The sequence below is a fragment of the Acinetobacter sp. YH16044 genome, from assembly GCF_013417145.1.
Lineage (GTDB): Bacteria > Pseudomonadota > Gammaproteobacteria > Pseudomonadales > Moraxellaceae > Acinetobacter > Acinetobacter amyesii.
On record NZ_VPEK01000043.1, the window covers coordinates 1 to 14,900 of the forward strand.

The window sequence follows — 14,900 nt, forward strand, 5'->3', positions numbered from 1 at the left end:
GCCAAGTCGTAAAGCTCAGAAAGCTGTTGTTGAACAAAGAAACTTAAATCCTGTGCTTGACTCTTGTGGTTAAAAACAGGACATTTTAAATGGTTTATCGCATAGACATTTTAATTGGTGAATAACAGCTTTTGTAAGCCCAAAGTAGAAATGTCCGGTTTCTCCAAAGTAAAAATGTCCGCTTTTAGAATATGCGCTTTTGCGATTATCGAAGCGGACGGTTTGATATGTTGGTGTCTATGTCGGATAAAGAACTTAAACGATTGTCGGTCTTGCAAGAAATCTGCGATCAACGCATAACTCAACCTCAGGCTGCTCAGCTACTTCATATCTCAGAACGTCAGATCAGACGCTTACTGCAGAAATACAAAGCTCAAGGTCCCGCTGCATTAGCCCATGCCGCTCGTGGCCAAATCAGCAATTCTAAACTTCCTGAAGAACTCAGACTTAAGTGTCTCAATATTGTTTCAGATCAACTTTATGGTTTCGGACCCACTTTAGCGCATGAAAAGCTCACCACTGTTCATGGATTTGATATTTCAGTGGAAACACTACGTTCTTGGATGATTGCAGCCGATTTATGGATCCCTCGCTGCAAGCGCCTGAAACGACCATATCAGCCTCGTTATAACCGAGATTGTTATGGTGAATTGATCCAAATTGATGGCTCACACCATGATTGGTTTGAAGGCCGTTCTGCCAAGTGCTGCCTACTGGTATTTATCGATGATGCCACAGGAAAATTGCAGCATTTACGCTTCTGTGCGTCAGAGTCAGCCTTTGACTATATGATTTCGACACGTTTATATATCGAACAGCATGGTAAGCCATTGGCATTTTACAGTGACAAACATTCAGTTTTTAGGGTGAATCAAAGTAGCAAGAAAGACACCAAGATTACCCAGTTTGGACGTGTTCTGAGCACTCTCAATATCGATATCATTTTTGCTAACTCCCCTCAAGCCAAAGGTCGTGTAGAACGAGCGAATAGAACACTTCAGGATCGTCTGATTAAGGAGATGCGTCTAGAAGGCATCAAGTTCAATTGCAGATGCCAATAAGTGGCTGCCGTGCTTTATTGAGCAATTTAATCGTAAATTCGCCAAGATGGCTTTTAATTCCAAGGATCTACATCGGCCTATCGCTGAAACAGCCGAAGAATTAGATGATGTTTTTACCTGGCGTGAACCCCGCAGGGTCACGAACAGCTTGACGATTACTTATGATAAATGCGTATATATCTTGGAAAACAGCGAAGAAAATCAAAGATTGGTCGGCAAGTATCTTGAGTTCTTGGAATATCCGGATGGTACTGTAGCCATTGAATATCAGGGAAGAAAAATCAATTACAGCATCTTTGATAAATTAAGTCAGCTCAACCAGAGAGAGATCGTTGAGAATAAACGTTTGGGTTCTGTGCTGGCACATATTCAACAACAGCATGAACAACTGGAACACCAAAACAAACGCAATCGTTCTCAAAAGATGCCACGTAGACAAGCACAGAAAACAGCGATTGAACAACGAAATCTAAATCCTGTGCTTGACTTGGAAATGTCCATATAGGACATTTCTATTTGGTTATTAGGTAGGACATTTCTACTTGGGAATAACATCAAATCCGCCCTAACTATGGTCGAATCTCTTTCAACTCACGTTGAATAAAATGCTGAATCATATCGCGGTATAAACGTTCCACAATATCTGCATTTACACCGTGCTCTGTGGCTTGTAGACGAATTTTACTAATCACCGCTTCGACACGTTCTGGTGATTGAACATCCTGTACTGAACGCTTAAAACGCACCGCTTGATCAACATAAAACTGACGTGCAGCAATGAGCTCAATAATTCCCTGATCAATCACATCAATCTGTGCGCGGGCTTGCTCTAATGACTCAACTTTTTCTTTCTTCATCTTCTCTGGCTTCACTTTCAGCGGTGTTTTCACTTTTATACTTCTCTTCTAACACATTACTGAAAATACTTTCAATCATCCATACGCGGTATAAGCTATTAAATACATAGCTTTGACCTGCAATACGTAATTCTAAAACAGGAAAATCGGGCTGTGACTTCATCTCACAGTGCATATCATTTTCTTTTAATTTTTCAGCAATATCGTTAGTAGGCAGTTCAGAAATCTCTAACTCATACTGTAAAGCCTGAAAATGTGCTTTGAAGGATAAATCACGCCCTTTGGTCCATACAGCCTCCAAAATGCGATACATCGCATCAATACGCTGCTCTTCGGGCGCACTGTAGTAAAGCTGTGACATAGCTAATGTCGCAGCTTCTGTAGGCCGGCAAAATGGCGTGAACTTAACTTCGGTCCGTTTAGACAGACGTGTTGCCAAACTCCAGTCAAACAAATCACGACCGTGATACGACAATGGATACACATTCAACTGAATATTATAATAGTCCGCCAATTCCTCACGAATATAAGCCAACAGTAACCATGAAATCGGATCTTCCATCGCGATGTAGAGATCAAGCTCAGGATCGAGTCCCTGAATTTCATTCAACTCTTCTGCATCACTGATCAGGTGCTCACGCCATTCAATATGATTGATCATAAAGATCGGGTTATCTGTCAGGAGTTTTTGTTGTTTTAAACGGCGCGTTAAACGCAGTAAATCATCTACAGCATGGTACTTACGTTCACCAAACTCAAAATAGCCCGATAAAATCGGGGTATCGGTAAAGATACGTTCAGGAAAATCTTGAGCTTTATGATGACGGCTGGCCATCGCATACAGTGTTCTCAGCTTGCCATACTGCTTTTGCCACAGCATGTGGAACACATCTTCAAGTAAATAAAGAAAATCTTGGCCGCGTAATGGCGTATTTTTTAGAATAATTTCGGCTTGTTCTAAAGCTTCGGCGGTCGGTTGTTCAGGTGTTTCATGAAAACTAAAACGATGCTGCCGCGCTAAAATTTGGGCATCATTCAGACAATATTGTTGCCATTCTATCGATGACATTTGATTAGGAGGTTCAGCACTCTGACGACAAATAATCACTTTCAGTGGTTTAATTTCATCACTGAGAATTTCTTCTAATTGAGGCAGTTGCTGCGCAGCCAAATAGCTATAAACATCATCCAGTCGAAGATAAACACTCAGACCTTGTTCCGTGGGTAACACCGCTTGTCGGGTCGGTTTCTGATAAAACCAACTCGATCGGATTGGATCGAACCAACGGCGTAACAGTGACATGCGTTTTTTGCCTCAAAATGATGAATTGTACCGAACCTGCCAGCACATGCTTAAAATTCAACTTCTATTATGAAGCTGTTTTAAATGAGATATAAGCCTTGTGCAAAACTTATATCAAGTCAGGGCTGAATGTTCAATGTTTAACAATGGATTAGACGTCTAGATTTAGGTCAGTCACCGCACCTTTTTCCGCACCAGAGGTCAACTTGGCAAATTTAGCCAAAGCGCCGTGGGTATAGTTTGGTTTCGGTTTGACCCAGGCCGCGCGACGTGCAGCAATTTCATCCTCAGCCACATGCCAAGTCATTTCACGGGTTTCAGCGTTAATTGAAATTTTATCGCCGTTTTTAACCAAGCCAATTGGGCCTCCTTCATAGGCTTCTGGTGTCACATGCCCAATCACAAAACCATGGCTGCCGCCCGAGAAACGCCCATCAGTCAACAGTGCAACAGATTGGCCTAGACCTTTACCAATAATCGCTGAAGTCGGTTTTAACATTTCCGGCATACCCGGCCCGCCTTTCGGCCCAACACCGCGGATCACCACCACTTCACCTTCTTGTACTTCGCCATCTAAAATACCGCGCATGGCACCCTGCTCACCCTCAAATACCCGCGCAGGCCCCTCAAAATACAGCCCTTCTTTACCGGTAATTTTAGCCACTGCACCCGTCGGCGACAAATTTCCTTTGAGTACCACCAAATGTGAATCCTTTTTAATTGGCGCATCAAACGGCAAAATAATTTGCTGTCCTTCAGGATAATCCTCTACATCGGCTAAGTTTTCCGCCAAAGTTTTGCCCGTAACGGTGAGGCAAGAACCGTCGAGCATGCCGGCATCCAGCATGCGTTTCATGAGCGGCTGAATGCCGCCAATGGCAATCAGTTCCGACATTAAATATTTACCCGATGGGCGCACATCGGCCACCACAGGAATATCTTTGCCAATACGCACAAAATCATCCAAAGACAGTTCCACGCCTGCGGTATGCGCCATGGCAATCAAATGCAGTACGCCATTGGTTGAACCGCCTAAAGCAATCAGCACTTTAATCGAGTTTTCAAAAGCGGCTTTGGTCATAATGTCGCGCGGCTTAATATCGAGACGCAGCAGGTTCATCACGGCTTCACCTGCGCGTTGGCAATCTTCAATTTTATCTGCTGAAACTGCTTCCTGCGCCGATGAACCTGGCAAGCTCATGCCTAAGGCTTCAATCGCTGAAGCCATCGAATTGGCCGTATACATACCGCCGCACGAACCCGGCCCCGGCAGCGCGACTTCTTCAATCTGCTTCACTTGAATTTCATTGATTTCGCCTTTGGCGTGCTGACCGACTGCTTCAAATACCGAAATCATATCGGTATGCCCTGCTCCGGGTTTGATGGTGCCACCATAAATAAACAGGCTCGGACGGTTTAATCGCGCCAAACCCATGATACAGCCTGGCATATTCTTGTCGCAGCCGCCTATGGCAATTACGCCATCATAGGCCTGACAGCCCAACACAGCTTCAATGGAATCGGCAATGATTTCCCGCGATAGCAATGAATACTTCATGCCTTCTGTACCGTTGGAAATGCCGTCAGAAATGGTGATGGTATTGAAAATAATGCCTTTCCCGCCTGCAGCATTCACCCCACTTTCAGCTTCACGCGCCAAGCCATCAATATGCATATTACACGGCGTGACATTGGCCCAAGTCGAAGCAATACCAATAAATGGGCGTTTAAAGTCTGCATCTTGGAAGCCCGTGGCACGCATCATGGAACGTGCAGGCGCATTCTCTATGCCTTCATAAACAGGAGCAGAATGTTCGCGGATATTATTTTTACTCATTGTTGTTCCTTGGCGATGGCTGATTTTGGCTTCAGCTTTGGCGGGTTCTTTTAAATTTATTGTATAGAAAGCGCTCGGCATGTAAAAGAAATTACATCTCAACAAAAAAGATTTTTAGCGCATGCAATACCATTCAATCACATGACAAAACGACATGGATGTCGCTGTTTTCCTGTATGGCAGGGATGCCATATCAGGAGAACAAAAGATTTTTGTTACTTTTGATCTTTCAAAAGTAAGGGATTGCCTACACAAAGCCATATAAATTATAGCTACTATTCGAGGCTGTCTTTTTAGAATTTTAATGACATCCACTAATTATTAAATTTTATTTATTTGCTTCAAGAAACATTATTTTTAATCAGATTAAGAAATCTATAACTTAGAATTATTGTCCCATTATTTCATTTAAAAGCTGATTACAGCGGAGTCTTACCTCTATAAAAGCTAATTTTCGGAGCTCGTATGTTACTTTTGTTTCGGCAAAAGTAACCAAAACCATTTGTCATCCGCAAAACTCGGCAACTGTTTGCAACTAAAAAAATGATCGCAGAAACATTCACTTTTAAATTACCGTTTGCCTCAGACAGTTGCGGATGACATTTCCTCGTATCCAATGCAAGTTATGTAGATGTAAATTAAAAAAGCACCCCATGTGGAGTGCTTTTTAATTAAACATCTAAAGTTTAGATTTCACGTACTGCACCTTTCGCCGCACTCGTGGTATGCATTGCATACGCTTTCAATGCTTTCGAAATTTTGCGTGGACGCTCTTCAACTGGATGCCAACCTTTGGCTTCTTGCGCTGCACGGCGAGCGGCCATGGTTGCTTCATCAACAGCAAGGTTGATGGTACGGTTTGGAATATCAATTTCGATTAAATCGCCATCTTCCACCAAACCAATTGCACCACCTTCTGCTGCTTCAGGTGAAACGTGACCAATAGACAGGCCTGACGAACCGCCCGAGAAACGACCGTCAGTCAATAATGCACATTCTTTGCCTAGACCTTTCGATTTTAAGTAGCTGGTTGGGTACAACATTTCTTGCATACCCGGACCACCACGTGGGCCTTCATAGCGAATCACAACCACATCACCGGCTTTGATTTCATTGCCCAAGATCGCCTCTACTGCTGAATCTTGGCTTTCAAACACACGTGCAGTACCGTTGAATTTCAAGATTGAATCATCTACACCCGCAGTTTTTACGATACAACCATCGAGCGCAATGTTGCCGTAAAGCACAGCTAAGCCACCGTCTTTCGAGAACGCATGTTCAGCATTACGGATCACGCCATTTTCACGGTCACCATCTAGTCGTTGGTAATATCGATCTTGTGAGAATGCAGTTTGCGTTGGTACACCGCCCGGCGCTGAACGGAAGAATTGGTAAACGTCTTCATTTTCAGTACGGATAATGTCCCATTTATCTAAAGCATCTTTTAAGCTTGCTTCGTGAACAGTACCTACAGATGTGTCCAATAAGCCTGCACGGTCTAATTCACCGAGAATGGACATGATACCGCCAGCACGGTGTACATCTTCCATATGTACGTCGTTTTTCGCAGGTGCAACTTTACATAGAACAGGCACTTTGCGAGATAAACGGTCAATGTCATCCATCGTGAAATCAACACCCGCTTCATTGGCAGCCGCCAACAAGTGTAGAACGGTATTGGTTGAACCACCCATCGCGATGTCTAAAGTCATGGCATTTTCATACGAGGCTTTGGTCACCATTTCACGTGGCAATACGCTGTAATCATCTTGTTCATAATGACGTTTAGCCAATTCAACAATTAAAGAGCCTGCGCGTTCGAATAATTTTTTACGGTTTGCATGTGTTGCCAGTGTAGAACCGTTACCCGGTAAAGACAGGCCCAATGCTTCTGTTAAGCAGTTCATTGAGTTTGCGGTGAACATACCTGAGCATGAACCACAAGTTGGGCATGCAGAGCGTTCGTATTCTGCTACTTCTTCATCGGTATAGTTGTCATCTGCAGCCACAATCATGGCATCAATTAAGTCGATGGCTTTGTCGTTACCACGGATTTTAACTTTACCCGCTTCCATTGGACCACCAGAGACAAATACCACTGGAATGTTCAAACGCATTGCCGCCATCAACATCCCTGGAGTAATTTTGTCACAGTTGGAAATACATACCATGGCATCGGCACAGTGTGCGCTCACCATGTATTCAACAGAGTCTGCAATCAAGTCACGTGAAGGCAATGAATACAGCATACCGTCATGACCCATCGCAATACCGTCATCAACCGCAATGGTATTGAACTCTTTGGCTACACCGCCTGCTTGCTCAATTTGACGCGCCACGAGTTGACCAAGGTCTTTAAGATGAACGTGACCCGGTACAAATTGAGTAAATGAGTTCACGACGGCAATAATTGGTTTACCAAAGTCTTCATCTTTCATACCAGTTGCGCGCCATAAGCCGCGCGCACCCGCCATATTTCTTCCGTGTGTCGATGTTTTTGAACGATAGTCAGGCATTTTATATTTCCAACAAAGTTTGAGCTTGAAATGAATCCTACAGATTCACTCTGGCTAAATCATACTGACAATGATGTAAAATCAGTCGAATTTTAAACCTATCATACACCAAGCCATTGTTTTTAAAGATGGCTTTTTAAGCTGAGATTTGGGCAGATGGGTCTATCAATAAAAACGAGTGATTTGACGACAAAAATCTTTTAACTGAAATCTACTATACCGCCATCAATGGCTGCACAATACAAAACTTTCATGAATAATTTTTAAATTTTATATAAATATAATTTATTTAAAAATTGCAAATTTGCGATTTTGGGTTATGAAATCATTGAGCTTGGACAGCTTCAAAGTTGCAAAAATCAATTTCTAATGTTCTAAATTACGCATTAATCATTTGCTATAATCCACATATTCAACACAGATTCGGTTCATTCATTTTGAAAATCATCTTTGCCGGTACGCCAGAATTTGCCGCAACAGCACTAGCTGCATTGCTCAACACACAACATGAAATTGTTGCGGTATACACTCAACCTGACCGCAAAGCTGGACGTGGACAAAAACTCACAGCTTCTGCCGTAAAGCAATTGGCTTTAGAGCACCATCTTCCTGTTTACCAACCCCTTCATTTCAAATCATCGACTGAAGAAGGTTTAGCCGCACAAGCGGAATTAAAGGCCTTAAATGCCGATGTTATGGTGGTTGCAGCCTATGGTTTGATCTTGCCGCAAGTCGTGCTAGATACCCCGAAATATGGTTGCCTGAATATTCATGGTTCATTGCTGCCACGTTGGCGCGGTGCAGCACCGATTCAACGTGCCATCGCAACAGGTGATATTGAAACAGGTGTCACCATTATGAAAATGGCAGCCGGACTAGATACTGGCGACATGATGTATAAAACCATCTGCCCGATTGAAGCAACGGATACCTCTGCAACTTTGCATGACAAACTTGCAGAGCAAGGTGCAACTGCAATTGCTGCCGTTTTAGACACTGAACAAACATTGCAGCAATATTTAGACAGCCGTGAAGTTCAAGACGAAGCATTAACAGTTTATGCACATAAGCTATCAAAAGCTGAAGCAAAAATTGATTGGTCCATCGATGCCGTACAAATCGATCGCAACATCCGTGCCTTTAATCCGTGGCCGGTAGCATTTATTCAGTTAGATGAACAAAACAATTTACGCGTTTGGCATTCTGAACTTTCTGCTGCGTCTGCACCGAATGCTCAAGCAGGTGAAATCATTGCCATCGATAAAAAAGGCATACACGTTGCCTGTGCCAATGGCAGCGTGATTATTTTGACTTCTTTGCAATGGCCGGGTGCTAAACCACTCAACCCTGTACAAATTTTACAAACCCAAAAATTGACTATTGGACAAATTTTATAATGAAGCAATCTCCCAACGCCTCGACCCGAGACCTTAATTTACGTGCTCAGGTAGTGAAGACGTTATTGGCTGTCCAAAATGGTCAATCGCTGCAATCGGTACTCGCGCAGCAAATGAATATCGTGTCAGATAAAGACCGTGCGTTATTCCATGAATTGGTGCTTGGTTGTTTACGTCAATGGTACGCATTGAAACAACTGACTTTACCATTACTGTCTAAACCTGTAGATAACCAAGTGGTTGAAACCTGTTTATACCTTGGTTTGTATCAATTGTTGTGTACCCGTGTCGCGGCTCACGCTGCAATTTCTGAAACGGTGGAAGCTGCAAAACAATTGGGTATGGGAAGTCTAAGTGGCTTAATCAACGCAATTTTGCGCCGTGCAACACGTGAAACAGAACAGTTCTACGACGTACTTGAACAAGCCACCAATTTACCAAGTTGGTTAACCAAACGTCTGAAAAAAGACTGGGGTGAACAATTTGACGAGCTCAGCTATGAGCTTAAACAAATTGCGCCACTGACTTTACGTGTCAATACACGCCAAGTGAGCCGTGATGAATACCTTGATATTCTGGAAGATGAAGGCATCGATGCACATCGTTGTGAACTCTCTAATGTCGGTATTGTGATGGATGAAAGTCTACATATTCCAAGTTTGCCGGGCTTTGAAGCAGGTGGTTTTTCGGTACAGGATGAACATGCTCAGCTGTGTGCAACACTCTTACCAAATCTCGATGGTAAATTTGTGATTGATGCTTGTGCTGCGCCCGGTGGTAAAACTGCACACATTTTAGAGACCTTCCAACCGAAGAAACTCATCGCACTCGACCAAGATGAAAAGCGCCTGAAACGTGTAGTTGAAAACCTTGATCGTTTGGTTCTCGATGGTAAACATGTCGAAATCCAAACTGCCGATGCCATCACTTACACTGTTCCTGAGCTTGCTGATTGTATCGTGCTCGATGCGCCATGTACTGCTGTCGGTGTAATGCGTCGTCATCCTGACATTCGTTTACTACGTCAATCGGGCGACATTGCGAAAACAGTAGTATTACAAAAGCAAATTTTGGAAAACATGTGGAAGCAGCTTAAAGTCGGCGGTACGCTGCTTTACATCACTTGCTCAATTTTAAAAGCTGAAAATGAACAGCAAATGGTTGAGTTCTTTGCCAATCATGCCGATGCCCAAGAAATTAAAATTGAAGCAGATTGGGGAGTTGAACAAATCCATGGTCGTCAACTTTTCCCGAAAGTGGGTTATGGCGATGGCTTCTTCTACTGCCGCATTCAGAAAATGGCTTAATCTGCAATAGAAGTTGCTTTTAAGCACCCCATAAAAAAAAGGAACCCGAGGGTTCCTTTTTTTTATCAGCGGTGAAGCTTAATCTTCTTCATCTGGATGTTTTGCTAAATGGATCGACGCTAAGATCAAACCACCCCAAAGTAAAACCATTGAAATGATCATCATGATTAATGCAGATGTATTCATGTTATTTCTCCTCTGGGTTTTGGTCTTTCATGCAGCTAAATACAATCGCACCAAGCACAAAGAACGCAATGACCACACCAGCTACAGGCAATAACACGTCTACGGGATAACCACCATAACCTTTAGATGCAACGTCTTTAATGGTCAAGCCTAAAGCCACCAATAATGAAAGTGGAGTAACAACCGTTAATAAGAAGTTCCAACCGAAGCCCAATTTGATACTTGAATATTGATTCACATGATCACGTAATTGCGCAAGCAATGGACGACGGAACCAAGACACCAAGATAATCGAGAACAAACCACCCGCTACAATACCAATGTTATTGGCAAAGTAGTCAATGATGTCGACGAAAGTAATCGCACTGTGGGTTGAGAAAATTAAGGTTGATACAATGGCAGAACCACCCGCAACAATCGTTACAGCTTTTTTACGTGACCAACCCAATTTATCTTGGAACGATGCGATTGGCACTTCCAAAATACTCACCATTGACGTAATACCCGCCACAGCAAGTGATGAGAAGAACAAGAAACCAAATAAATCACCGCCCGCACCCATACTCGAAATGATTTTCGGGAAGGCAATAAAGGCTAAACCAATACCACCAGATACTACTTCTTTTACAGGTACACCTGAACTTTGTGCCATGAAACCAAGTGCTGCAAAGACGCCAATACCCGCTAAGATTTCAAATGATGAGTTGGCTAATGCAACGACTACACCTGAACCGGTTAAGTTGGTTTTTGCTTTTAAGTAAGACGCATAGGTCAACATGATCCCGAAACCAATCGATAACGAGAAGAAGATATGACCAAAGGCTGCTAACCATACTTTATAGTCGGTCATCGCTTCCCAGTTTGGCGTAAAGAATGCATTTAAGCCTTCTGCCGCACCCGGTAGACGCAATGCTTGAATGACTAAAATGCTAAATAACACGATCAATAACGGCATAAAAATTTTATTGGCAAGTTCTACACCACGACGTACACCGCCATAGAGAATGAACATCACCACAGCCCAAACAATGACTAAACCAACAAATAAAGTCGGAACAAAACCAAATGTTAAGCCATCACCATTTTGTAGATAGGTTTTAAAGAAAAAGCTTTCCGTATCTGAGCCCCATTGTTGTCCAATGGCGTAATACATGTAACTACCGGCCCATGACAATACGCTGGCATAGTAGATCCCGATGATGAGTGTCACCATCACTTGCCACCAGCCTAATGCCTCACTGTTCATAAGTTTTTTATATGCAGTTGGCGGTGCTTTTCGGAATTTATGCCCCACTGCATAATCTAAGAACAATAAAGGCAAACCCGCTGCAAAAATTGCAATTAAATAGGGAATTAAAAATGCACCGCCACCATTTTCATACGCCACGTAAGGGAAACGCCAAATGTTTCCCAAACCTACAGCGGAACCAATAGCGGCAATGATAAATCCTGATCGTGCCGACCAGTTTTCACGATTATCTGACATAGAACACCTAAACCTCAGGCATCTTTAACTGCTGCTTGTTATGGTTATATCGCGAGCAAAAAAAGAACCATAAAAATAAAATTCTGGGTGTTTGATCTGGTGAGATACCTTGTGAGCGTCTATACCAAATTGCAAACAGAAAAATCACATGCGCATTTTGGTTAAAAACACCACAAATAACTTTCCCTTTGTATGAATTAACAATACTCACTTTTTTTAAGTTTTTCTGTAATTTCTACGGCAAATATTCCATTTTTATAATGTGTTTAGGCTTAAATGTTCATTTAATCAGCTTATTTTTCATACAATTTAAGTTATTAATAATATAACTTTTAGGAATATTTTATTTCCAATTAAATTTTTAAAGTTATTTCACTCGATAATGTCCGGTAATTTGATAGGCATGCAAAAGATCTTCTTCCTGTGTGCCCTCTCCTATATTATGGATGATCAGCGGAACCCCGCTACCTTTCATTTTACGATCTGAAACCACACCGATATGCACTAAACCACGCCCTAAGTCCCAAGTGACAATATCACCTGCCAAATACTGCTTATCTTTGACTACATAGCCCTGGCGTTGCATCCAGGTTTGAATATTGGGAACACGCCGATGATCAATATTTTTATCAGTACTTTTTAAGCCCCATTTTTGTGGATACTGCTTAAAATTGGCTTTCATATCTTCATGAATGGTTTGTTGTAAATCAATCCCTTGCTGTCGTAATGCACGAATTACCACGTCGGTACAAACACCCTTGATTAAAGGGACATCTCCCATTGGATAACGCAGTGCAGTATACGCAGGATCATAATATAAGGTTTTCCCAATTTGACTGCGTGCATCCGTCACCATTTGAGTGGCGTTAAAGGCAAAGACAGCCATATTCACGGTCATCAAACTGACCAATAATAAAATTCGTTTCATTTTTCTTATTCACTTTAGATTTTTTGAAATGATTCAAAAACTGGGCTTCGAACAGATCCATACTGAACCAAGCCCAAGTTTAAACTGCTACAGTTTTATCGCCAATACGCGTTCTTCTTGCATATCTCGAATGGCAGACTGAATCCCTTCACGACCTAAGCCAGAATCTTTTACGCCACCATATGGCATGTTATCAACACGGAAAGATGGAATGTCATTAATAATCACTCCACCGACCTCTAAGTGATTCCACGCATACAACATTTTATTCAAATTTTGCGTATAGATGCCCGCCTGTAAACCAAAACGGCTGCTATTAATTTTGGCGATACCTTTTTCAAAGTTTTTGTATTTCTCTAAAATCGCTACAGGGCCAAAGATTTCATCTTTATACACTTCTAGCGATTCATCGACATTTTCTAATAAAATTGGATCGAGCAAAGCCCCCTGATGTTCACCACGAACCAAAGCTTTAGCTCCTTTTTTGACTGCTTTATCGACCCATTTATGCACGCGTGTTGCTTCTGCTTCCTTAATCATTGGACCGACCATGGTGCTTTCCAACTGTGGATCATCCGCTTTAAGCTGCTTCATTCTCGCCACGAGTTTTTTCTTCACATCGGCATAGATATCGGCATGCACCAAGATGCGTTGAACACTAATACACACCTGCCCTGCATGGTTATACGCCCCACCGACTAAGCGTTCAATAAATGCCGCTGAAATTTCAGTATCAGGCTCAACCAATACAGCAGCGTTGCCACCGAGTTCCAAAGTCACTTTTTTACGCCCCGCACGCGCTTTCATATCCCAGCCGACAACATCGGAACCGGTAAAGCTGAGCAGTTTAAATCGGTCATCTGTTACCAAGACATCTGCATGTTCACGTGGACAAGGTAAAACTGAAAAAGCACCTTTAGGTAAATCCGTTTCTGCCAAAACTTCCGCAATTTTTAAAGCTGAAATAGGCGTCAAACTTGCAGGCTTCAAAACAAATGGACAGCCTGCGGCAATGGCAGGTGCAATTTTATGCGCAGTCAGATTGATCGGAAAATTAAACGGGCTGATCAAGGATACAGGGCCTATCGGCACATGTTTGACCATGCCTTGATAGCCAGATGCCGCTGCAGTAACCGCCAATGGGATCATGCGACCATCATCCATCTGTGTGACAGCATCGGCAGCAATTTGAAAGGTATTAATTAAACGTTCAACTTCAGCAGCTGCGGCTTTACACGGTTTTCCACCTTCCGCAATTAAAATTTCAGTCAATTCTGCACGCATTTCATTAAAACGTTTAACACAGTGCAGTAAAATTTTTTGTTTTTGAAAAGGTTCCAATGCCGCCATTGCAGCACTAGATTTGACCGCTGAATCAATGGCTTTTTCAATGGTTGCAGCATCTGCGAGCGCAACGCGTGCATATACGTCTTGGGTATATTTTTGATTCACTTCTAACCACTGATCGGTAGTCGCTGCTTTACCTGCAACATAGAGCGGATAATCTTTTATATCTTGTACGGCTTTGGACATGACGATATTTCCATGATCTTGAGACATTATTTATAAATGTGAATAAATCTATGCCCTCTATCATGCGCTGACTGAGCACAGAGTTCACTATATTTAAGTAACAAAATGAACCACAAGCCTTAAACTTGGTTGCCTAAATGCCCTTAATATCATCCCCTATTTTCAGATCTCTGCTTGCACTGAAAACCGTATGATCGAGTCTCTATATAACGATGAAATTAAATTAGAAAAGCTGTTTAAAATATTTAATTACATTATTTATCAAATCATTAATAAATTTTTCAAAGTTAAATTAATCAAAAAAAATATGAGTACAACATAAAAAAAGCCCATCAAATGACGGGCTTTTTAAATCTATGTTTTGTCCCGTCCTGAAATAAGTTTACACCTTAAGAGACTTATTTTATGGAACATGCACAAGAACAACGAGTTAAACGCACACAACGTGATTATAGCTTCGCCTTTAAAATGATGGTTGTACATGAAGTA

The 14,900-nt window shown here is 42.2% G+C and carries 10 protein-coding genes and 1 pseudogene; 3 read left to right on the top strand and 8 right to left on the bottom strand.

The window, feature by feature from the left end; all coding sequences use genetic code 11:
• Nucleotides 1-239 precede the first annotated feature (239 nt).
• A pseudogene (locus FTV38_RS15125) lies at nt 240-1,566 on the top strand (ISNCY family transposase).
• Between the two features lie 64 nt (nt 1,567-1,630).
• On the opposite strand, the gene FTV38_RS15130 reads toward FTV38_RS15125, so the two are convergent.
• From FTV38_RS15130 to ilvD (FTV38_RS15145), 4 genes are all read right to left on the bottom strand, one after another.
• The gene (locus FTV38_RS15130) at nt 1,631-1,918 is read right to left on the bottom strand and encodes a chorismate mutase (RefSeq protein ID WP_078191648.1); all 288 of its coding nucleotides are present in this window, start codon (nt 1,916-1,918) and stop codon (nt 1,631-1,633) included.
• Complete coding sequence (locus FTV38_RS15135; protein WP_180022910.1) at nt 1,899-3,221, bottom strand: hypothetical protein; 1,323 nt, start codon at nt 3,219-3,221, stop codon at nt 1,899-1,901. The genes FTV38_RS15130 and FTV38_RS15135 overlap by 20 nt, the downstream gene beginning before the upstream one ends.
• Nucleotides 3,222-3,372: 151 nt before the next feature.
• Complete coding sequence (ilvD, locus tag FTV38_RS15140) at nt 3,373-5,058, bottom strand: dihydroxy-acid dehydratase (protein WP_180009589.1); 1,686 nt, start codon at nt 5,056-5,058, stop codon at nt 3,373-3,375.
• Nucleotides 5,059-5,744: 686 nt separating this feature from the next.
• The gene (gene ilvD, locus FTV38_RS15145; RefSeq protein ID WP_111885144.1) at nt 5,745-7,574 is read right to left on the bottom strand and encodes a dihydroxy-acid dehydratase; all 1,830 of its coding nucleotides are present in this window, start codon (nt 7,572-7,574) and stop codon (nt 5,745-5,747) included.
• 437 nt (nt 7,575-8,011) lie between these two features.
• Between ilvD (FTV38_RS15145) and fmt the strand changes: the two genes are divergently transcribed.
• Nucleotides 8,012-8,971, top strand: coding sequence for a methionyl-tRNA formyltransferase (gene fmt, locus FTV38_RS15150; RefSeq protein ID WP_180005357.1), 960 nt, complete (start codon nt 8,012-8,014; stop codon nt 8,969-8,971).
• Nucleotides 8,971-10,278 carry a 16S rRNA (cytosine(967)-C(5))-methyltransferase RsmB gene (rsmB, locus tag FTV38_RS15155; protein ID WP_180022911.1) on the top strand — a complete coding sequence of 436 codons (1,308 nt, stop codon included), beginning with the start codon at nt 8,971-8,973 and terminating at the stop codon, nt 10,276-10,278. Before fmt ends, rsmB begins: the two co-directional genes overlap by 1 nt.
• A 78-nt stretch (nt 10,279-10,356) precedes the next feature.
• On the opposite strand, the gene FTV38_RS15160 is transcribed toward rsmB, so the two are convergent.
• The 4 genes from FTV38_RS15160 to FTV38_RS15175 form a co-directional block, all read right to left on the bottom strand.
• Nucleotides 10,357-10,464, bottom strand: a complete 108-nt coding sequence (locus FTV38_RS15160) for a methionine/alanine import family NSS transporter small subunit (RefSeq protein WP_078194501.1) — start codon at nt 10,462-10,464, stop codon at nt 10,357-10,359.
• A 1-nt stretch (nt 10,465) separates the two neighbouring features.
• Nucleotides 10,466-11,950, bottom strand: a complete 1,485-nt coding sequence (locus FTV38_RS15165) for a sodium-dependent transporter (RefSeq protein WP_180022912.1) — start codon at nt 11,948-11,950, stop codon at nt 10,466-10,468.
• 367 nt (nt 11,951-12,317) lie between these two features.
• On the bottom strand, nt 12,318-12,848 hold the full coding sequence (locus tag FTV38_RS15170; RefSeq protein ID WP_373685143.1) for a DUF1287 domain-containing protein: 531 nt from the start codon (nt 12,846-12,848) through the stop codon (nt 12,318-12,320).
• 117 nt (nt 12,849-12,965) lie between these two features.
• Nucleotides 12,966-14,411 (bottom strand): aldehyde dehydrogenase family protein, encoded by a 1,446-nt coding sequence (locus FTV38_RS15175; protein ID WP_180022914.1) that lies wholly within the window; start codon nt 14,409-14,411, stop codon nt 12,966-12,968.
• Between the last annotated feature and the right edge of the window lie 489 nt (nt 14,412-14,900).